The sequence below is a fragment of the Streptomyces sp. NPDC014623 genome, from assembly GCF_043088245.1.
Classification (GTDB): Bacteria; Actinomycetota; Actinomycetes; order Streptomycetales; family Streptomycetaceae; genus Streptomyces.
Window position 1 is genome coordinate 211,241 of sequence record NZ_JBIBZU010000006.1, and the last position, 19,845, is coordinate 231,085.

At 70.5% G+C, this 19,845-nt stretch carries 17 protein-coding genes, 1 tRNA gene and 1 pseudogene; 6 read left to right on the forward strand and 13 right to left on the reverse strand.

From position 1 onward, the window contains the following. Positions 1 to 45: 45 nt before the first annotated feature. From pth to ACF1FZ_RS13145, 6 genes and pseudogenes are all read right to left on the reverse strand, one after another. A complete protein-coding gene (gene pth / locus ACF1FZ_RS13120) occupies positions 46 to 639 on the reverse strand; it encodes an aminoacyl-tRNA hydrolase (protein ID WP_391773448.1) in 594 nt (197 codons plus the stop codon). 105 nt (positions 640 to 744) lie between these two features. Then, on the reverse strand, positions 745 to 1,329 hold the full coding sequence (locus ACF1FZ_RS13125; protein ID WP_391773449.1) for a 50S ribosomal protein L25/general stress protein Ctc: 585 nt from the start codon (positions 1,327 to 1,329) through the stop codon (positions 745 to 747). A gap of 188 nt (positions 1,330 to 1,517) precedes the next feature. Next, positions 1,518 to 2,495, reverse strand: a complete 978-nt coding sequence (locus ACF1FZ_RS13130; RefSeq protein ID WP_391773450.1) for a ribose-phosphate diphosphokinase — start codon at positions 2,493 to 2,495, stop codon at positions 1,518 to 1,520. Between the two features lie 119 nt (positions 2,496 to 2,614). Then, positions 2,615 to 4,063 (reverse strand): bifunctional UDP-N-acetylglucosamine diphosphorylase/glucosamine-1-phosphate N-acetyltransferase GlmU, encoded by a 1,449-nt coding sequence (gene glmU, locus ACF1FZ_RS13135; protein ID WP_391773451.1) that lies wholly within the window; start codon positions 4,061 to 4,063, stop codon positions 2,615 to 2,617. Between the two features lie 108 nt (positions 4,064 to 4,171). Further along, positions 4,172 to 4,242, reverse strand: a tRNA-Gln gene (locus tag ACF1FZ_RS13140). A gap of 12 nt (positions 4,243 to 4,254) precedes the next feature. After that, a pseudogene (locus ACF1FZ_RS13145) lies at positions 4,255 to 5,124 on the reverse strand (hypothetical protein). Positions 5,125 to 5,279: 155 nt separating this feature from the next. On the opposite strand from ACF1FZ_RS13145, the gene ACF1FZ_RS13150 reads away from it, so the two are divergent. After that, complete coding sequence (locus ACF1FZ_RS13150) at positions 5,280 to 6,581, forward strand: sensor histidine kinase (protein WP_391773452.1); 1,302 nt, start codon at positions 5,280 to 5,282, stop codon at positions 6,579 to 6,581. 21 nt (positions 6,582 to 6,602) lie between these two features. Here ACF1FZ_RS13150 and ACF1FZ_RS13155 read toward each other — a convergent pair whose 3' ends face one another. Then, positions 6,603 to 7,121 carry an SUKH-3 domain-containing protein gene (locus ACF1FZ_RS13155; protein WP_391773453.1) on the reverse strand — a complete coding sequence of 173 codons (519 nt, stop codon included), beginning with the start codon at positions 7,119 to 7,121 and terminating at the stop codon, positions 6,603 to 6,605. 10 nt (positions 7,122 to 7,131) lie between these two features. Further along, positions 7,132 to 7,653 (reverse strand): YwqJ-related putative deaminase, encoded by a 522-nt coding sequence (locus ACF1FZ_RS13160; RefSeq protein WP_391773454.1) that lies wholly within the window; start codon positions 7,651 to 7,653, stop codon positions 7,132 to 7,134. Positions 7,654 to 7,891: 238 nt separating this feature from the next. On the opposite strand from ACF1FZ_RS13160, the gene ACF1FZ_RS13165 reads away from it, so the two are divergent. The 3 genes from ACF1FZ_RS13165 (at position 7,892) to ACF1FZ_RS13175 (ending at position 12,468) form a co-directional block, all read left to right on the forward strand. After that, a complete protein-coding gene (locus tag ACF1FZ_RS13165) occupies positions 7,892 to 8,869 on the forward strand; it encodes an SMI1/KNR4 family protein (RefSeq protein WP_391773455.1) in 978 nt (325 codons plus the stop codon). Between the two features lie 5 nt (positions 8,870 to 8,874). Further along, positions 8,875 to 11,367 carry an SUKH-4 family immunity protein gene (locus ACF1FZ_RS13170; protein ID WP_391773456.1) on the forward strand — a complete coding sequence of 831 codons (2,493 nt, stop codon included), beginning with the start codon at positions 8,875 to 8,877 and terminating at the stop codon, positions 11,365 to 11,367. Between the two features lie 204 nt (positions 11,368 to 11,571). Continuing rightward, the gene (locus ACF1FZ_RS13175; RefSeq protein WP_391773457.1) at positions 11,572 to 12,468 is read left to right on the forward strand and encodes a cellulose-binding protein; all 897 of its coding nucleotides are present in this window, start codon (positions 11,572 to 11,574) and stop codon (positions 12,466 to 12,468) included. A gap of 46 nt (positions 12,469 to 12,514) precedes the next feature. On the opposite strand, the gene ACF1FZ_RS13180 is transcribed toward ACF1FZ_RS13175, so the two are convergent. From ACF1FZ_RS13180 to ACF1FZ_RS13190, 3 genes are read right to left on the reverse strand one after another with little or no spacing between them, the layout of a single operon-like run. Then, positions 12,515 to 12,862, reverse strand: a complete 348-nt coding sequence (locus ACF1FZ_RS13180; RefSeq protein ID WP_391773458.1) for an STAS domain-containing protein — start codon at positions 12,860 to 12,862, stop codon at positions 12,515 to 12,517. Further along, positions 12,859 to 14,142 (reverse strand): PP2C family protein-serine/threonine phosphatase, encoded by a 1,284-nt coding sequence (locus ACF1FZ_RS13185; protein ID WP_391773459.1) that lies wholly within the window; start codon positions 14,140 to 14,142, stop codon positions 12,859 to 12,861. Before ACF1FZ_RS13185 ends, ACF1FZ_RS13180 begins: the two co-directional genes overlap by 4 nt. Beyond that, complete coding sequence (locus tag ACF1FZ_RS13190) at positions 14,142 to 14,945, reverse strand: alpha/beta fold hydrolase (RefSeq protein WP_391773460.1); 804 nt, start codon at positions 14,943 to 14,945, stop codon at positions 14,142 to 14,144. The genes ACF1FZ_RS13185 and ACF1FZ_RS13190 overlap by 1 nt, the downstream gene beginning before the upstream one ends. Positions 14,946 to 15,637: 692 nt before the next feature. Between ACF1FZ_RS13190 and ACF1FZ_RS13195 the strand changes: the two genes are divergently transcribed. Then, positions 15,638 to 16,426: an ABC transporter ATP-binding protein gene (locus ACF1FZ_RS13195; protein ID WP_391773461.1), complete on the forward strand. Its 789-nt coding sequence runs from the start codon at positions 15,638 to 15,640 to the stop codon at positions 16,424 to 16,426. Then, positions 16,423 to 19,005: an ABC transporter permease gene (locus ACF1FZ_RS13200; RefSeq protein WP_391773462.1), complete on the forward strand. Its 2,583-nt coding sequence runs from the start codon at positions 16,423 to 16,425 to the stop codon at positions 19,003 to 19,005. The genes ACF1FZ_RS13195 and ACF1FZ_RS13200 overlap by 4 nt, the downstream gene beginning before the upstream one ends. An 83-nt stretch (positions 19,006 to 19,088) precedes the next feature. On the opposite strand, the gene ACF1FZ_RS13205 is transcribed toward ACF1FZ_RS13200, so the two are convergent. Both ACF1FZ_RS13205 and ACF1FZ_RS13210 read right to left on the reverse strand, forming a co-directional pair. Then, entirely contained in the window at positions 19,089 to 19,463 is a 375-nt protein-coding gene (locus ACF1FZ_RS13205; RefSeq protein WP_391773463.1) for a type II toxin-antitoxin system VapC family toxin, read from the reverse strand. Further along, a complete protein-coding gene (locus ACF1FZ_RS13210; protein WP_033305134.1) occupies positions 19,460 to 19,705 on the reverse strand; it encodes a type II toxin-antitoxin system Phd/YefM family antitoxin in 246 nt (81 codons plus the stop codon). Before ACF1FZ_RS13210 ends, ACF1FZ_RS13205 begins: the two co-directional genes overlap by 4 nt. Positions 19,706 to 19,845: the final 140 nt, after the last annotated feature.

The following is a 19,845-nucleotide window of genomic DNA, read 5'->3' on the forward strand; positions in this document are numbered from 1 at the left end:
ACGGTCAACCTACGGCCGGAAAACACCCGAGGAGCGGCACGAATGTCAGGAGTTGTACGTGGACTGAGCCCGCTCCAGCCCCTCCGCCAGCAAGGACTCCACCGCGTCCGCCGACCGGTCCACCAGGTACGCGAGCTCCTTGCGCTCCGCGGACGAGAAGTCCTTCAGCACGAAGTCGGCGACCTGCATCCGCCCCGGCGGCCGGCCGATACCGAAGCGCACCCGGTGGTAGTCCGGCCCCATCGCCTTCGTCATCGACTTCAGCCCGTTGTGCCCGTTGTCGCCGCCGCCCAGCTTCAGCCGCAGCATGCCGAAATCGATGTCCAACTCGTCGTGGACGGCCACGACGTGGTCCGTGGGAACCTTGTAGAAATCACGCAGTGCCGTCACCGGGCCGCCCGAGAGATTCATGTACGACATCGGTTTCGCCAGCACCACACGACGGCTCGACGGCCCCGGCGGACCGATCCGCCCCTCCAGGACCTGCGCCTGCGCCTTCTGCGCCCGCTTGAACTTCCCACCGATCCGCTCCGCCAGCAGATCGGCCACCATGAAACCCACGTTGTGCCGGTTCGCCGCGTACTCGGGCCCGGGATTGCCGAGGCCCACGATCAGCCAGGGGTCGGTGACGTCGGACATCTGCGCTCGGTCTCCTCGCGTACGGACCAGTGATGACAGGGAAACGGGGCGGCGGCTCCCCGGAAGGGAACCACCACCCCGTCAGTCAAGCAGGTGGGGCGAGGCTCAGGCCTCGGCACCTTCGCCCTCGGCGCCCTCGGCCGACTCCTCGGCCTGCGCCGAGACGACCTGGAGCACCACGGCGTCCTCGTCGCCCGCCAGCACCGAGCCCTTGGGAAGCGGAACGTCCTTCGCGAGGATCGAGTCGCCGGCGTCCAGGCCCGCGATCGACACGGTCACGGACTCGGGGATGTGCGTGGCCTCGGCCTCGACGAGCAGCGTGTTCTGCACGTACTCGAGCAGGTTGGCACCCGGCGCCAGGTCACCCTCGACGTGCACCGCGATCTCGACGTTGACCTTCTCGCCGCGCTTCACGGTCAGCAGGTCGACGTGCTCGATGTGGCCCTTGAGGGCGTTGCGCTGCACGGCCTTCGGGATCACCAGGGCGTCCTTGCCGTCGATCTCCAGACCGATCAGGACGTTGGCCGTGCGCAGAGCCAGAAGCAGGTCGTGGCCCGGCAGGTTGATGTGAACCGGCTCAGCACCGTGGCCGTAGACGACCCCGGGAACCAGGTTGGCGCGACGGGTACGACGGGCAGCGCCCTTGCCGAACTCCGTACGGACCGTTGCGTCGAGCTTGATCTCAGCCATGCTGCACTCCTCGTAAGGTGACGAAAAACCGATGGTCACCCGGCCCACGACAGGCCTGCTACGAAGAGCGCGTCGATAACGGACCACCGGCCCCATGCCTGCGCATGAGAAACGGCCTCCCTCGCCGAGCAACTTCACAAGTCTACCCGGCGGAGAGGCCGCACCCAAAGTCGATCACCCGAAGGCGGTCACTCCTGCTCCTCGAAGAGGCTCGTCACCGAACCGTCCTCGAACACCTCACGCACCGCACGCGCGATCGTCGGCGCGATCGACAGCACCGTGATCTTGTCGATCTCCAGCTCACCCGGCGTCGGCAGCGTGTCCGTGAACACGAACTCGCTCACCTTCGAGTTCTTCAGGCGATCCGCGGCCGGACCCGACAGCACACCGTGCGTGGCCGTCACTATGACGTCCTCGGCACCATGGGCGAACAGGGCGTCCGCAGCGGCACAGATCGTGCCACCCGTGTCGATCATGTCGTCGACCAGCACACACACCCGGCCCTCGACGTTGCCCACGACCTCGTGGACGCTGACCTGATTCGGCACGTCCTTGTCGCGGCGCTTGTGCACGATCGCCAGCGGCGCGTCCAGCCGGTCGCACCAGCGGTCGGCCACACGCACCCGGCCGGCGTCCGGAGAGACGACCGTCAGCTTCGAGCGGTCCACCTTGGCGCCCACGTAGTCCGCCAGGATCGGCAGCGCGAACAGGTGGTCCACCGGACCGTCGAAGAAGCCCTGGATCTGGTCCGTGTGCAGATCCACGGTCAGAATGCGGTCCGCGCCCGCCGTCTTCATCAGGTCCGCGACCATGCGCGCCGAGATCGGCTCACGGCCCCGGTGCTTCTTGTCCTGGCGGGCGTAACCGTAGAACGGCACGATCACCGTGATCGACCGTGCCGACGCGCGCTTCAGCGCGTCCAGCATGATCAGCTGCTCCATGATCCACTTGTTGATCGGAGCCGTGTGGCTCTGGATCAGGAAGCAGTCGGCGCCACGGGCGGACTCCTGGAAACGCACGTAGATCTCACCGTTGGCGAAATCGAAGGCCTTCGTCGGCACGAGGCCGACACCCAGCTGATGTGCGACCTCCTCGGCCAGCTCGGGGTGGGCGCGGCCGGAGAAGAGCATCAGTTTCTTCTCGCCGGTCGTCTTGATCCCGGTCACAGCACAGTCTCCTCAGACGTGTATCTGGCGCCGCGCGCATGTGTCCCGATGTGCGACGAGCCAGCCGAAATGGGTGAGCACGTATCACGGTACGCCGAGTCCGGCGCGCCTGTTTCCGGTCAGCTTTCGTGGCCGGGCTCCTGAGCGGCGGCCTGAGCCGCCTGCGCGGCCGCGCTCCCGGGACGCTTCCGGGCGACCCAGCCCTCGATATTCCGCTGCTGGCCCCGGGCGACGGCCAGCGAACCCGCCGGCACGTCCTTCGTGATGACCGAACCGGCCGCCGTGTAGACACCGTCCCCGACCGTGACAGGCGCCACAAACATATTGTCCGACCCGGTCCGGCAGTGAGACCCGATCGTGGTGTGGTGCTTGGCCACCCCGTCGTAGTTCACGAACACGCTCGCCGCACCGATGTTGGTGTGATCGCCGATCGTCGCGTCCCCGACATAGCTCAGGTGCGGCACCTTCGTGCCCTCACCGATCGTCGCGTTCTTCATCTCGACGTACGTACCCGCCTTGGACTTCGCACCCAGCCGTGTACCCGGCCGCAGGTACGCGAACGGCCCCACCGACGCGCCGGGGCCCACCTCGGCGCTGTCCGAGACCGTGTTGTCCACCCGCGCGCCCGCGTGCACGACGGTGTCCTTCAGCCGGGAGTTCGGGCCGACCTCCGCGTCCTCCGCGAGATGCGTCGACCCCAGCAGCTGGGTCCCCGGGTGCACGATCGCGTCACGCTCGTACGTCACCGACGCGTCGATCAGCGTCGACGCGGGGTCCATGACCGTCACGCCCGCCAGCATGGCGCGCTCCAGCAGCCGCTCGTTGAGCAGCCGCCTGGCCTCCGCCAGCTGGAGCCGGTTGTTGATGCCCAGGATCTCCCGGTGGTCGCCCGCCACCGAAGCGCCCACGCGGTGCCCGGCCTCGCGCAGGATCGACAGCACATCGGTGAGGTACTCCTCGCCCTGGCTGTTGTCCGTACGCACCTTCCCGAGCGCCTCGCCCAGGAGCCGTCCGTCGAAGGCGAAGACACCGGAGTTGATCTCACGGATCGCGCGCTGCGCGTCCGTGGCGTCCTTGTGCTCGACGATCTCGGTGACGGCGCCGGTGGCCGCGTCGCGGACGATCCGGCCGTAACCGGTGGAGTCCGGGACCTCGGCGGTCAGCACGGTGACGGCGTTCGAGTCGGCGACGTGCGTGGCGGCGAGTGCGGAGAGCGTCCCGCCCGAGAGCAGCGGGGTGTCGCCGCAGACGACGATCACGGTGCCGTCGACGGTGCCGCCGAGCTCCTCCAGGCCCACCCGGACCGCATGGCCGGTGCCGTTCTGCTCGGCCTGGTAGGCGGTGCGTACGGGAGTGTCTCCGGCGGAGAGGTGCGCGGTGACCTGCTCGCCGGCGTGGCCGACGACCACGACGAGGTGCTGGGGGTCGAGCTCACGGGCGGCGGCGACGACATGTCCGACGAGCGAGCGCCCGGAGATCTCGTGCAGGACCTTGGGGGTCTTCGACTTCATGCGGGTGCCCTCACCCGCTGCGAGGACGACGACGGCTGCCGGGGGGGTGGCGCTCACGGATGTGCCCTTCGGCTTCGGGTGGTGGACACCCGCAGGATACCGGGGGCGTTTATGCCCGAAACGAGCGCGGGCCCCGACCGGTGAGGTCGGGGCCCGCGCGCACGGCTCCCGGGGAAGGAATCGAACCCTCATTCAATGGACCAAAACCATTTGTCCTGCCATTAGACGACCCGGGAGGGTCTGTGGCGTCATGTCCGATTTTCTTGATCGACGCATTTCGCAGCCCCTACTATGCCGCACCACCAGCCCTCGATGCGACGGTACAGGTCCGCACTTTTCAGAACCCGGACCGCAGGACACCCCTGGTAACCCTTTCCTGTGTTCTTGCGATTCGTCTTCGGGGGTGTCTTCCGAGCGAAGTCTTCCCGAACGCCGAGGCGGCGGCGCCTGTGAGATCGGCCCAGTAGCGCTCCGCAACTGCGGCATCGGCGGTCTCGTGGATGAGCGCGTGGAAACGAAGGTGTTCCGGCGGTACGCCCAAGAGGTGCAGCCATGCGAGATGGACCGTGATCATGTCTGGGTCGCTGTTGACGAAGGCGGCCCCTCCTGAGATCGGTGAGGCTTCGACCTGGATCCCTCCGACCGGTAGAGGCCACGCCCACCAGGAAGAGTTCACGTGGGCTCAGCGAACCGATCTCACCCTCTGCCGCCTTCTTCGTACGTACCCGTTCGGCGTCGCGCCGCTGAAGAGTTGCTTCCCAGCCGCGGCGCGCGATCTCGGAGGCCTGTTCGGTGGTGCGCTTGCGTTCGGGCTTCGGCGGGTCCCGTACCCACAGCGAGATCGAACCTTTCGGGCACCCCGGCTCCATCTGGATCTGGTCGTAGGTCATGCCGCGGAGCCGCAGCTCTCGTGCCTTCGCGCGCAGGCCGTCCATCGCGCGAGGACGGCTCGTCCACTCCGGCGCCGGCCCGCCGTCCAGTAGCCGGTTCAGGACGTCGTTGTTGTCGACGCGCAGTCGGTCGCGGATCTGGCGCCGGCTCAAACCCTCCCGCCGCAGCGCGACCGCCTGCTCGCGTAGCCCCTCGAAGTCCGCGTACTCGCCCGTGGCGTGCGTCATACGAACAGCTTCATCCGGAATGCGGATATTCGGGTCGAAAGCGTGGTCGATTCACCGGATCATGCGGTCTATCCCTGTTTGCGGTACGACCGGTTGTTTTCCGTGCTGACGGAGTCCCCGGAAATCGGGATGCGCCCGCCCGTAGGCTGGATGCCATGACCGCAACGGGGGCAGACCGGGAGGCGGCGGGTCCGACCACCCGCGGCTACTGGTGGTGGGGGCGGCGGCGCGGTGCCGCCCTGGACGTGGGGCTGGCGCTGGTCTCGGCGCTGGAGTGTGCGCTGGAGGGGGTGGCGTTCGCCGGGGAGACCGGGCTGCCGGTGCCGCTCGGGGTGCTCTTCGGGCTGCTGGCGGGGTCGGTGCTGGTGCTGCGCAGGCGCTGGCCGATCGCCGTGGTGCTGGTGTCGATCGCGACGACGCCGGCCGAGATGGGCTTCCTGATGGAGATCGTCGGGCTGTACACCCTGGCGGCCTCGGAGGTGCCGCGCAGGATCACGGTCGCGCTGACGGGGATGACGTTCGTCGGCACGTTCATCGTGTCGTACGTGCGGCTGCGGCAGAGCGTGAGTGATTACGGGGAGGCCGTCTGGTACGTCCCCGGGGTGTCCCTCTTCATGTCGCTGGGGCTGACGGCACCCCCGGTGCTCCTCGGCCTCTACGTCGGGGCCAGGCGCAGGCTGATGGAGAGCCTGCGTGAGCGCGCGGATTCGCTGGAGCGGGAGCTGTCGCTGCTGGCGGACCGGGCGGAGGAGCGGGCCGAGTGGGCGCGGACGGAGGAGCGGACCCGGATCGCGCGGGAGATGCACGACGTGGTGGCGCACCGGGTGAGCCTGATGGTGGTGCATGCGGCGGCGCTGCAGGCGGTGGCGCCGAAGGACGCGGCGAAGGCGGTGCGGAACGCGGCGCTGGTGGGGGACATGGGCCGGCAGGCGCTGACGGAGCTGCGGGAGATGCTCGGGGTGCTGCGGAGCGGGGACGCTCCGGTGGTTTCGCAGGCGGGGCGGGTGCCGCTCGCCTCGGTGGGGCGGGCGGCGGCTGCGGCTGCGGCGGTGGAGGACGGGCCGCGGTTGCGTGAGGTGGAGGCGCTGGTGGCGCAGTCCCGTGAGGCGGGGATGACGGTGGAGTTGTCCGTGGAGGGGGAGTTGCGTCCGTATGCGCCGGAGGTGGAGCAGACGGCGTACCGGGTGGTGCAGGAGGCGTTGACGAACGTGCACAAGCATGCGGCGGGTGCGAGGACGTGGGTGCGGCTGGCGCATCGGGAGGCGGAGGTCGCGATGCAGGTGGAGAACGGCCCGACGGACGGTGCGACGGCGGACGCGGGGCTGCCGAGCGGTGGTAACGGCCTGGTGGGGATGCGGGAGCGGGTGCTGGGTCTGGGGGGCGTGTTCGTGTCGGGACCGACGGATGCGGGGGGTTTCCGGGTGTCGGCGGTCCTGCCGGACGGCGGGGCGGCGTGAGGGTGCCCGGGGCGGGGGTGCTCAGCCGGGCGTGAGGCGGGCGGGCTGTGTTCCGGTGATGAGGGTTTCGAGGGCGCGGTCGATGTCGGAGCCGAGGTACCAGTCGCCGGTGTGGTCGATGGAGTAGACGCGGCCTTCGTTGTCGATGGCGAGGACGGCTTGCCCGTCGCCTTCTTCGCCGAGAGGGGCGACTTCGGTGGCGAGAGCGCGGCCGAGGTCGCCGAGTGTGCGCGCGAGGTGGAGTCCGCGGAGCGGGTCGATGTGCGTGGTGGTGGTGGCGATCTGCCGGCCGGGCGCGGAGGGGCTGAGGTGGAGTCCGCCGAATTCGGCCCAGGCTTCGACCGCTGCGGGGAAGACGGCGTGCCGGTGTCCGGCGGGGGAGGCGTGGGAGCGCAGGGCGTCGGCCCACTCCTCGGCCTGGCGGATGTTCCAGCGGCCGGGGTGCCATCCGGCGTCGCGGAGTACGGCGTCGACGGCGACGGGGAAGCGGGTGGTGGAGGTGCGGCTCTGCTGGCCGGGTACGTCGGTCCGGTCGTGCATGGTGGTGTGTTCAGCCCTTCTCGGCGGTGGTCGCCGCGCCTGTGGTGAGGTCGACGGGACGTACGCCGAAGTGGGCGAGCATCTCGGTGCAGGAGCGGCAGGGGGGTGCGTAGCTGCCGTGGAGGGGGTCGCCGTCCTCGCGGATGCGGCGGGCGGTGAGGCGGGCGTGCTTGAGGGCGCGGCGGGCTTCACCGTTGGTGAGGGGTTTGCGCTGGGCGCGTTTGGAGCGGCTCCGGTCGGCCGCGGTGAGCTGTCGTGACAGGAGTATGGCTTCGGGGCAGCGCCCGGTGAAGCGTTCGCGCTGGTTGCTGGTGAGGGTGTCGAGGAAGTCCTGCACGAGGGGGTGGAGGACGGGTGGCTGATCGCCTTTGCCCGCGGTGCAGGTGAGTGTCTCTCCGCGTACGGACAGGGCTGCGGCCACCGCGGGCAGGATGCCGTCGCGGCGGTGGTGGAGGTGTGGTGGCTGGTTGGGTTCGGTGGTGCTCCAGCTGAGTCGCGGGTCTCCGGGTGTGACTGTTTGTGCTGTGTGCATGGTGCTCGTGTCCCTCCCTGCAATCCCCCGAGTTGCGGGGGACAGCCTGCCAAATATGCAGGGTGGTGGGGAAGCGGGGTGGGTGAAACGCGCTTACGTGTCGCGGCCGGGCGGCCGGGTCGTCGTGCGTCCGTCACGCGTCGGTGACGCTCGGTGAGGGGGAGCGTGGGGGCGGGGGGCCTTGTTGCGTCACCGCATAGGCTGTGCGGAACACCAGACGCAGCAGGGGGCAACCGCCATGACGACAGGTCGGCTCGGGCAGCAAGCCGCGCCACCGAACGCGGCCTACGCCGGGCAGGTCGTGCATTTCCCGGATCCTGTCCGGGCGTCCCGTCACCCCAGGGGTGTGCGTGTGGACGGGGACGGTTATCCGGTGTTCTCGCCGTACGCGCGCGCGGCCGCGGAGATCGCGGATCCTCCTCCGGGGTTCGGTGTGGATGAGTTGCGGCTGACGGACTACGTGTCGGCGAACGCGGCACTGGCGGCGAGCGGGCATGAGCTGTGGGACACGATTCCGGCGGTGGCCACCCCGCACGGCTGGACGTGGCATCACGTGGCGGGTGGCCGGCGGATGGAACTGGTGCCGGTCGAGGTGAAGGCGCTGTTGCGTCATCACGGGGGCCTGACGACGGCTCCGGTGGATCAGAACCGTCGTGGTACGCGGCCGCTCCAGGAGGTCCGGCCTGCTCATTTCCGGTTGCCGAAGGGCTCTGTGGCGGTCGGTGAGCAGCAGGTCCTGGGTGTCGAGGAGGATCTGGGCTACCGGCTTCCGGGCGCGTACCGGTCGTTCCTGAAGGCGGCCGGTGGTTCGGCTCCGGTGGGTGCGGCGTTGGACGCGGAGCTGGGCCTGCTGGTGGACCAGCCGTTCTTCACGGTGCGTGAGGAAGCGGCTGTGAATGATCTGGTGTACGTCAACAAGTGTCTGCGGGACCACTTCACGAAGGACTTCCTGGGCGTGGGCTTCGTCCAGGGCGGCATCCTGGCGGTGAAGGTGCGCGGTGACGGTGTGGGGTCGGTGTGGTTCTGCGCGTACGACGATGCGCGGGATCAGGACGGCTGGGGTGTGCAGGAACGGGTGGACCGGCTTCTGCTCCCGTGCGGTGAGGACTTCGATGCTTTCCTTCAGCGTCTCGCGGGTAATCCGCCGGAGCTGGAGACGGTGGCGAACCTGATGGTGGACGGTGGCTTCGCTCGGGCCGTCCCGGTGGAGGGGTGAGCGCGGTGGTGACGTTCGCGCAGGCGCAGGAGCGGGCGGATGAGTGGGTCAACGGTGACGTGCCCCCGTATCAGCACCGTGAGGTCCGGGTTCGTGAGTTCGAGCTGGGTTTTGTGGTGTGGGCGGAGGACAGGGCGGAGGGTCCTGTTTCCGACGGGGGCCGTCAGCGGCTGGTGATCGCCCGGGACAGTGGTGAGGCCACGTTGTGGCCGGGGCTGCCGGTGGGAGAGGTGATCCGGCGGTACGAGGAGGAGTACGGGGCGTCGGCGGAGGCGCGAAGTGCGCCGGAACCGCCGCAGCGCATTGACCTGAATCAGACGTCGTTCCTGCTGACTCCGCCGGAGTGGCTTCAGGAGGCGGCGGACAAGCTGGGGATCCCGGACCGGCGTGCGGAGACGGAGGCGTCACCCGCGGATGCCGTGCCGTCGTCCTCTTCCGATTCCGATCCGGCACCCGCGCCGTCGTCCTCGTCCGCTTCTGTCTCTTCTCCTTCCGTGCCGGTGCCGGGCGGTGCTGATTCGGGGGCGGCGTGGCCGGTTGCCGGCGGGCAGCGGGATCACGAGCCGACGGCGAACGACGGGGTGCCGGCCGGTGGCACTCCCTGGGCCGGTACGGACACGAACGCGGGTGCGGACGAGGGCGGGGTGCCGCTGCCGGCGACGGTGTTCGCGCCGCCGCTCTCGGGCTCCGACGATGACGAGGATCCGCCGCCGGTCGTTGCGGCGGAGGCGCCCACGGCGTTGATGGCGGGTGGCAGTCAGCTGCCGCGGACCGCGGTCGTTCCGGAGCTCGACCCGCAGGCGCCGCCGCCGGGGGTTCCGGCTCCTGCGGCTCAGGGGCCCGGTGCGGGGGACATCGCGGACGCGACGACGGGCAAGGCCGTGGCGCCGCCGGGAGGGGCGCGGAGGCCGGGTGCGACGCCTCCCCCGCCGCCCGGTGCGCCGGGGGCGACTCCGCCGCCTTCGGGGCCGGGTCTGCCGGGTGCGCCGGCGGGCGGTTATGTGCCGACGCAGCTCGTCTCGCAGCTCGGTCCTCCGGACGCGCCGACTTCGGGTGCGACGCCGCCCCCGGGTGTGCCGCAGCCGCCTGCCCCTCCCGGTCCGCCCGGCCCTCCTCCGGGTGCGACGCCGCCTCCGGGCGGCGGAGTGCACCATGCCGCGACGATGTTCGCCGAGGCGGGCACCGGCGGCCCGAACGCGCCGCGTCCTCCGGGCCGGCCCGGGCCCCCTGCTCCCCCCGGTCCTCCTGGTGCTCCGGGTGCGACGCCGCCCCCGGGTGTGCCGCAGCCGCCTGCCCCTCCCGGTCCGCCCGGCCCTCCTCCGGGTGCGACGCCGCCTCCGGGCGGCGGGGTGCACCATGCCGCGACGATGCTGGCGGGGCCGGGGAAGGTCGGCCCGGGCGCGCCGCAGCCGCCCGGCCCTCCCGGTCCGCCCGGTCCGCCCGGCCCTCCTTCCGGGACGCCTGGCCGTGGCCCGCACACTCCGCCGCCCCCCGGGGCGTACGGCTATCCGCAGCAGCCTCCGGGGCCACCGACGGTGGGCCCGGGGTATCAGGCCGTGCTGCGGTTCCGTGCGGCCGACGGCAGTGAGCAGCAGCTGATCCGGCGTTCGGCTCCGGGTACCCCGCACCCGGAGTGGCAGATGCTGCATGAGCTGCGTGCGATGAACGTGCCGCCGCAGCAGGTGATCGAACTGCATACGGAGCTGGAGTCGTGTGAGCTTCCGGGCGGTTACTGTGCGCGGATGATCCAGGAGACCTGGCCGCAGGTCCGGATCACGAGTGTGGCGCCGTACGGCACGGACCATGCGAGCCGGCAGCAGGGCATGCGGCATCTGCTGACGCACCAGGGTGAGCTGCACCAGGTGGCCGACGGTCCGGCGCGGCCCGCTCCGGTGCGGGCGCCGTTGCCGCAGATGCCGCCTGCGCCGGCGGTGCCTCCGGAGGCGCTGGCGGAGGAGCTGCACGGGGCCTTCGGTCCTGGTCTGCTGCGCTTCGACCAGCGGGCGGTGTCTCGTCAGGGTGTGCCGGAGGTGGTGGCGCGGACGCTGGTGTGGGCGGGGCTGCCCGCTGATTTCGGGCCGTTCTTCTGGGCGCAGCCGGGCCATCCGGTGGTGCCGACGCTGGCGGAGCTCGCGGTACAGCGCCAGGTGCAGCCGGCGCCGGACGCGGGTTCCTATCTGGTGATGGGTTCGGACTTCGGCCGGGCGATCTGTGTGCAGTACGGGACGGCGAACATCGTGGCCGTACCGGTGGAGGCGGGTCCGGGGGGTCAGCCGGTGCCTCCGCAGTTCGTGAACACGGGGCTGCCGGAGTTCGTGCGGTCGATGGCGTTGCTGGGCCGGATGTGGCGGCTGCGGTTCGGGTTGAATCCGGAGCAGGCGGGCCGTTGGACGGTGGACTTCCAGGCGCAGCTGGTGGCGATCGATCCGGCGGCGCTGGCGTCGCCGGAGGGCTGGTGGTCGGTTCTGCTGGAGCAGATGTGGGACGGGCTGTTGTGATCCGGTCCGGCCGGGCCTGATGCGGTGTGTACGAGAGGCGTTCGTTCCCTGGTGGGGGCGGGCGCCTTTTGTGCGGGGTGCTGTGACGCGGGTCGCTTCCGTCCTGAATTCAACTGATCGATTCCGACTTCCGGGCCAATTACCGCATCCTTGACGTATTGATCGGTGGCCGGGGCGTCGGAGAGTGGGAAGAGGGCTTCAGGAATGAGTGGTGGACCGGTGTCCGCGTACGGTTTTGTCGGTGTACGGGGGCGTGGTTACCGCCCTGAGCAGGTGGATCGCATGGTGGCCGCGCTGTCCGCGGAGCGGGACGGGGCCGAGGAGAGGCTTGCCCGGCTGACGGTGCGGGCGGAGGAGCTGGCGGCGGAGGCGGCGCGGCTGGGTGAGGTGGTGGCTTCGCTCGCGCCGCAGACGTATCAGTCGCTGGGTGAGCGGGCGCAGCAGATCCTGGCTCTGGCGGAGGAGGAGGCGGAGGCGGCGCGGGGTGCGGCGCTGGAGGAGGCGCAGGCGCTGCGGGACGCGGCGGATGCTGCGGGCCGGGAGGTCCGTGAGGCGGCGCGTGTGCGGGCGGGGGCTGTGCGGGCTGCGGCGGACGCCCGTGCGGAGGAGGTGCTGGCTGCCGCGCGGGAGGCTGCCGGGGCGCTGGTGGAGGAGGCGCGTCAGGAGGCTGCCGAGGTGCGTGGGGCGGCCGAGGCGGAGATGGAAGGGACGCGTCGGCGTACGGCGGGTGTGCTGGCGCATCAGGAGCAGGAGCATGCCGAGCGGGGCAAGGCGGCCGAGGCGGAGATCGCCGCGGCGGAGGCGGCGGCGGCGGAGCGTGAGGCCGGGCTGGCCGCTCGTGGGGAGGCGTTGCTCGCGCGGGCGCGGCGGGAGCTCGCCGAGGCGGAGGAGGCGGCCCGGCACGGCCAGGAGGACGCGGAGGCGCGTGCGGCGGAGCTGCTGACGGGGGCCAGGATGGCGGAGGAGCGTGTGGCGCGGGAGACGGAGCGGGTCCTGCGGGAGCACGAGGAGGGCCGCGAGGAGGTGCAGGCGCACATGGCGCACGTACGTAATTCGCTGGCGGCTCTGACGGGGCGTGCGGCTGCGGGTGTGGGGGAGTAGCGCCGGGCCCGGTGTCCGGCGGGGTGCCCGGGTCCGGGGCGTACGGTCAGCCGCCGGCAGCCCGGTCGCGTGTGTCCAGGCCCGGCTCGTGCGGGAAGACCTGGTCGAGCCCGGTGACGCGAAGGACACGGAGGACGGCGGCGGGTACGGCGACGAGGACTATGCCGGCCTGGGCGGCGGTCGCGTGGTTGCGGGCGACGATGAAGGTGGTGATGCCGCTGGAGTCGCAGAAGTCGAGGCGCCCGAGGTCGAGCACGAGCCGCTGGCCGGGCGTGAGGGTGAGGTCTGTCACCACCTGGCGGAGCTCGTCGGCGGTGTTGTAGTCGAGATCTCCCGCGACCGTGAGCACCGGGCCTGCCTGGGTGTTCCGGACGGTTGTCCTCAGTGGGCTCATGTCAGGGTGTCGCTCGCTGTGTCGGGCCGGCCGGCGGGTACGCCGATGGCCAGCAGGGCGGTGTCGTCGTCCAGACCGTCGCCGAAGCCGTTGAGCAGGCCGGTGAGGGCTGTGACGACCTGCTGTGGGCCGGAGTGGGGGAGGCCGGCCGCGAAGTCGCGCAGGGCCTCGTCCCCGAACAGTTCGCGTTTCTCGCCGATCCGGGCCTCGGTGAGACCGTCCGTGTAGAGCAGAAGGGTCTCTCCCGCCGCGAGCGTGGTCCTGGCAGGGGTGAAGCGGGCGGTGGGCAGGATGCCGACGAGGAGTCCTCCGGGGGTGGGGAGGTAGTCGGCCCGGCCGTCCTGGCGCAGGACGAGCGCCGGGGGGTGGCCGCCGGAGGCGAGTTCGACCGTGACGGTGTCGCCGTGGGGTTCGAGGATGCCGAAGATGGCGGTGCAGTAGCGCGGGTCGCCTGAGGCGTACCGCTCGTGGAGGACGGTGTTGAGAGTGGTCAGCGCAGCCACGGGGTCGGGGTCGTGGAGGGCGGCGGCCCTCAGGGTGTAACGGGTCAGGGAGGTCACGGCGGCGGCTTGGGGGCCCTTCCCGCAGACGTCGCCGAGGAAGAAGGCCCAGCGTTCACCGTCCAGGGGGAAGAGGTCGTAGAAGTCTCCGCCGAGACGGTCCGGTGAGGCGGTGTGGTAGTGGGAGGCGGCTTCCATGCCCGGCACCGGGGGGAGGGCCGCGGGGAGCAGGCTCTGCTGCAGCACCGCGAGCGCTTCCTGCAGCCGTTCGCGGTCCTCCTCCGCCTGCCTGCGGGCCTCTTCGGCCGCCTTGCGCTCGCGGAGCAGTTCCTTTTCGTAGGAACGCCGGTCACTGGCGTCGAACACCGTCGTACGGATCAGCATGGGCCGGCCGTCGCTGTCGGTCTTCGTGAGGGAGCTGACGAGCACGGGGAGCCGGCCGCCCTCGGCCTTCTTGATGTCGAGGGCGATGCCGTTGATGCTTCCCTGCATGCTCAGGAGGGGTGCGAAGTGGGTGTCGTGGTAGATCTTGCCGCCGACGGTCAGCAGGTCGGTGAAGCGCATGCGGCCCACGACCTCTTCGCGGTCCCGGCCGAGCCAGGTCAGCAGCGTGGTGTTGATCTTCGCGATGGTTCCGTCCATGAGGGTGGACAGATAGCCGCAGGGAGCGGAGTCGTAGAGCTCCTCGGCGCTGTCCTCCAGGAGGGCCGAGAACGCCGCGTCGGTGGAGGCGGTGTCCTCGCCCTCCGGCCGGTCGGAGCTCTGGCCGGTGCGGCACATCACTGCTGGGTTCCCACGAAGTCGGCGATGGCGGCCACCGTCGCTTCGGGGGCACTCAGCTGAGGACAGTGGCCGGTCGCGTCCAGGGTGACCAGGCGGCTGCCCGGGATGACGCTGTGGACGTACGCGCCCACCTCCCGGGGGGCGATGACGTCCTGCGTGCACTCCAGGACCAGGGTGGGGACGTTCACCTTCTTCAGGTCGTCGCGGCTGTCGGTGAGGAAGGTGGTCCGGGCGAAGACCCGGGCGATGGCGGGGTCGGTGGCGCAGAAGCTGTTGGTCAGTTCCTCGCCGAGTTCGGGGCGTTCGGGGTTGCCCATGATGACCGGCGCCATGGCCGCCGACCAGCCGAGGTAGTTGGACTCCAGGGATTCCAGGAGTTCGTCGATGTCCTCGGCGCTGAATCCGCCCCGGTAACCGGGCGAGTCGACGTAGCACGGGGAGGGGCCGATCATGATCAGTGAGGTGATCCGGTCCGGGGCCGCGGCCGCCGCGAGTACGCCGACCATGGCGCTGACCGAGTGCCCGACGAACCGGACCTCGCGCAGGTCGAGGGCTTCGCAGATCTCCACCACGTCCTGGGCGTAGCCGTCCAGGGCGCCGTAGCGCGTCTCGCTCCATGCCGTGAGGTCCGAGCGGCCCGATCCCACGTAGTCGAACTGCACCACGCGGAAGTTCTCGGCCAGCGCGGGTGCCACCAGTCGCCACATGTTCTGGTCACAGCCGAACCCGTGCGCCAGGAGGAGGACCGGTGCGTCCTCGGGGCCCGCCACCGTGATGTTGTTCCTGCTGACTATGTCCATACAGGCATCCTCGCACTTCCGGGGCGGAACCGAGTCGGTCCCTCCCGGCACCGCCGGTCACGGCGGTGGGGCTGTCCGCCGGGAGGTCCGCCGCCCGGCAGCCCCTCCGGCTCTCCCGGCCCGGCCCGTCACGGCCAGGTGTTCCCGGCCGCCCGGTGGCCGAGCGCGGTGAGGGCCGGGGGTGGTGCGGCAGGCGGGGGCGGTGTGCGGCCGCAGCGGTGACCGTGTGCGGGCGCCGGGCCCGGTGCGGCGTCGGCCGCGGCCCGGGACCGCCGGCGCACCGCACGCCGCCTGCGGGCTGTCCGTGCCGCCGATGCCGTCCATGGCGCCCACGGAGGCCCTCCCCATGCGTCTGTTTCCGGAGGGCACTGTTCCACCGGTGGGAACCCCCGTACGGGAGCCGCAGGCCGGAAGGTGAGCACCCTCCTCAGGTCCCGTCCCGGGGGCCCGGCCCCCTAGGGGGAGCTCCGTAGTCGCGCCCAGGGGTCGTTCCTCCCACCGGAGGACGAGACGTGGGGGCCGTCTTCTTTAACGTGTTCTTACCTCGCCGATGCGGCCGGCCCCAGGGGCCGGGGTGGGGGAAACCCCCTCGAAAGACTGCGCCGGGCACCAGCGCGCCGGAACCCTCTTCCACCCGAGACTCGGAACGTACACAGAGACGTCCGCGCATCGGCCGACATAGGAGAAAAAACGTGACAACGGCTGTGACCATTCCCAGGCACGGGGACACTGGAGGGCGTACGGCCGTCGCTGCGCGAGCGCGGCAGGTCGTCAAGGCGTACGGGGCGGGCGAGACCCGCGTCGTGGCGCTCGACCACGTCGACGTGGACATCGTCCGTGGGCAGTTCACGGCGATCATGGGCCCGTCCGGGTCCGGCAAGTCGACGCTGATGCACTGCCTGGCGGGTCTGGACACGGTGACCTCGGGGCAGATCCACCTCGCCGACACCGAGATCACGGGCCTCAAGGACAAGAAGCTGACACGGCTGCGCCGGGACCGGATCGGTTTCATCTTCCAGGCGTTCAACCTGCTGCCGACGCTCAACGCGATCGAGAACATCACGCTGCCGATGGACATCGCGGGCCGTAAGCCCGATGCCGGCTGGCTGCAGCAGGTCGTGGAGACCGTCGGCCTCTCCGACCGGCTCAAGCACCGGCCCACACAGCTCTCCGGCGGTCAGCAGCAGCGCGTCGCGGTGGCCCGGGCGCTCGCGGCCCGGCCCGAGATCATCTTCGGGGACGAGCCCACCGGGAACCTGGACTCCCGGGCCGGCGCCGAAGTGCTGTCCTTCCTCCGCAGGTCGGTGGACGAGCTCGGCCAGACCATCGTCATGGTCACCCACGACCCGGTGGCCGCCTCCTACGCGGACCGGGTCCTCTACCTGGCGGACGGCTCCCTCGTCGACGAGATGCTGAACCCGACCGCCGAGCAGGTGCTCGACCGGATGAAGGACTTCGACGCGCGCGGGCGGACGTCATGACCGTGTGGAAGACCTCGATGCGCAACTTCCTCGCGCACAAGGGGCGGATGGCGCTCTCCGCCGTCGCCGTCCTGCTGTCGGTGGCGTTCGTGTGCGGCACGCTCGTCTTCACCGACACGATGAACACCACCTTCGACAAGCTCTTCGCCGCTTCGTCGGCCGATGTGACCGTGAGCCCGAAGGCCGCCGGGAACGCCGACGACGTCCCGGAGAACGGCAAGCCGGCATCGCTGCCCGCCTCCGCCCTCGCCCAGGTCGGGAAGGCCGACGGAGTGAAGGGCGCCGAAGGCGGCGTCATGAGCATGTCCGTCACGGTCGTCGACAGCCGCAACGAGAACATGGGCTCCGAGACCGGCGCCCCGACGATGGCGGGCAACTGGACGCGCAACGACCTGCGCTCCATGGAGATCGCCTCCGGGCACGCTCCGCGCGGCCCGACCGAGGTCATGGTCGACGCGGACACCGCGGAGAAACACCACCTGAAGATCGGTGACGAGCTGCGCACCATCACGGTCACCGGCGACGTCGAGGCGAGGATCAGCGGCATCGCCGCCTTCACCGTCACCAATCCGGGCGCGGCCGTCGTCTTCCTCGACACGGCCACCGCACAGCAGAAGCTGCTGGGAGCGACCGGCGTCTTCACCCACATCTCGGTCACGGCCGAATCCGGTGTCAGTGACACCCAGTTGAAGAAGAACGTCGCAGCGGCCCTGGGCGACGGCGCCGCGTACAAGCTGCAGACCCAGGACGAGGCCGTGGCCGCCAACAAGGACTCCATGGGCTCCTTCCTGGACGTCATGAAGTACGCGATGCTCGGCTTCGCCGGGATCGCCTTCCTCGTCGGCATCTTCCTGATCGTCAACACCTTCTCGATGCTGGTCGCCCAGCGGACCCGTGAGATCGGCCTGATGCGGGCCATCGGCTCCAGCCGCAAGCAGGTCAACCGGTCCGTGCTCGTCGAGGCGGTGCTCCTGGGCATCGTCGGCTCGGTCCTGGGCGTCGTGGCCGGTATCGGGCTCGCCGTCGGGCTGATGAAGCTGATGGGCGCCGTCGGGATGGAGCTGTCCACCGAGGACCTCACCATCGCCTGGACGACACCGGTGACCGGGCTGGCGCTCGGCATCGTCGTCACCGTCCTCGCCGCGTACATCCCGGCCCGCCGGGCCGGCAAGGTCTCCCCGATGGCCGCGCTGAGGGACGCCGGCACCCCGGCGGACGCCAGGTCCGGGTGGGTCCGGGCCGGACTCGGGCTGGTCCTCACCGGCGTCGGCGCCGGCTGCCTGTGGGCGACGACCAGGGTGGACGAGGCGGGCGAGGGCTCGCTCTACCTCGGCCTGGGCGTGGTCCTCACCCTCCTCGGCTTCATCGTGATCGGCCCGCTGCTCGCCGGAGCGGTCGTACGGGTGCTCGGCGTCCTCGTCCTGCGGCTGTTCGGCCCGGTCGGGCGGCTGGCGGAGCGCAACGCCCTGCGCAACCCCCGGCGTACGGGAGCGACCGGCGCGGCACTGATGATCGGCCTGGCCCTGGTGGCGTGCCTCTCGGTCGTCGGCTCGTCCATGGTCGCCTCGGTCACCGACGAGCTCGACAAGTCGGTGGGCACGGACTTCATCGTCCAGTCGAACACCGGTCAGCTGATCGTGCCGCAGGCCGCCGACGCCATCGAGAAGGTGCCCGGGATCGAGCACGTCACGCACTACAAGATGCTCGCCGCGAAGCTCACCAACCCCGACGGTTCGACGGCGGAGGAGCACGTCACCGCCGCCGACCCGACGTATCCGCAGGACCTGCGGCGCGAGACGACCGCCGGTGACCTGTCGAAGGCGTACGGCGCGGACTCCATGTCCGTCGGGTCGGACTACGCCGCGCTGCACGGGATCGAGGTCGGCGACGAGCTGACCGTCGCCTTCGAGGCCGGTGAGACCGCCAGGCTGGAGGTCGCCGCGATCACCTCGGACGACACGAACGTCGACCAGGGCGCGATGTACACCAACGTCACCACGGCAGAGCGTTATGTGGCCGACGACAGGATGCCCAAGGACATGATCATGTTCGCGGCGGCGGAGGAGGGCAGGGAGAAGGAGGCGTACGCCGCCCTCAAGAGTTCGCTCGCCGCGTACCCCCAGTACAAGGTGCAGAACCAGGCAGACTTCAAGCAGGACCTGAAGGACCAGGTCGGCCAGCTGCTGAACATCGTGTACGGCCTGCTCGCCCTGGCGATCGTCGTCGCGGTGCTCGGTGTGGTGAACACCCTGGCCCTGTCGGTGGTCGAGCGGACCCGTGAGATCGGCCTGATGCGGGCGATCGGCCTCTCCCGCCGCCAGCTGCGGCGCATGATCCGGCTGGAGTCCGTGGTCATCGCCCTGTTCGGCGCGCTGCTCGGACTCGGCCTGGGCATGGGCTGGGGCACCTCGGCCCAGAAGCTGCTGGCCCTGGAAGGCCTCGGGGTCCTGGAGATCCCGTGGCCGACGATCCTCACCGTGTTCGTCGCCTCGGCCTTCGTCGGACTGTTCGCCGCGCTGGTCCCGGCCTTCCGGGCCGGCCGGATGAACGTCCTGAACGCGATTGCCACGGACGGGTGACGGAGCCCGCCGTAGGATGACTGATCCGGCCCCGGGGCGTTCCTCCAAACGCCCCGGGGCCGGTTCGTGTCCCGCCGCCTCCGTCAGGCGTGCATGACCGGCACGTCGTACTGGGGGATCCACTTGTCGCGGGTGACGATCGTCAGCCCCTCCGTCTGGGCCTGGGCGACGAGGACGCGGTCGAAGGGGTCGCGGTGGAGCGGGGGGAGACGGCCGGCGCGTACGCCGTGCTCGGCGGTGATCGGCAACGGCCTGAACTGCATGTCTCTGGCGCGCTCGGCGAGGTCCGAGGTGCCTTCCAGTTTTCCGAGGCTCTGCTTGATCGCGATCTCCCACGGGGTGGCAGCGCTGACACGGACCTCGGACTCGGTGCGCAGAAGCTCCCTCACCTCCTCGGGAAGCTCCGGCGAGGCGTTGAGCCACCACAGGACGACGTGTGTGTCGAGAAGAAGCCTCATCCACGCATCCCGAACGCTTCGGCGATGTCGTCGGGTAGCTCGTCGAAGTCCTCAGGGATATGAATCTGTCCCCGAAGTGCGCCGTAGTCGGTCCGGTTGACCTTGGACCGAAGCGGCACGACCTTCGCGATCGGCTCCCCCGCCCGGCTGATGACGACCTCCTCGCCGGTCTCGACCTGCTGCAGTATGCGCGAGAAGTGGGTCTTGGCCTCGTGCACGTTGTACTGCCGGGCTGCTTCCATGACTGCCTCACAGGGGCACAAGTGGACTAAATGCTGGACTAAGGCTAGCCCCGCTGCCGCCGTCCGGACAACGGCGTTCCCTCGCGCGAGTGACACACCGGCGTCGTACGCTGGAGCCCCCGGCCCGTGCCACGTGTCGG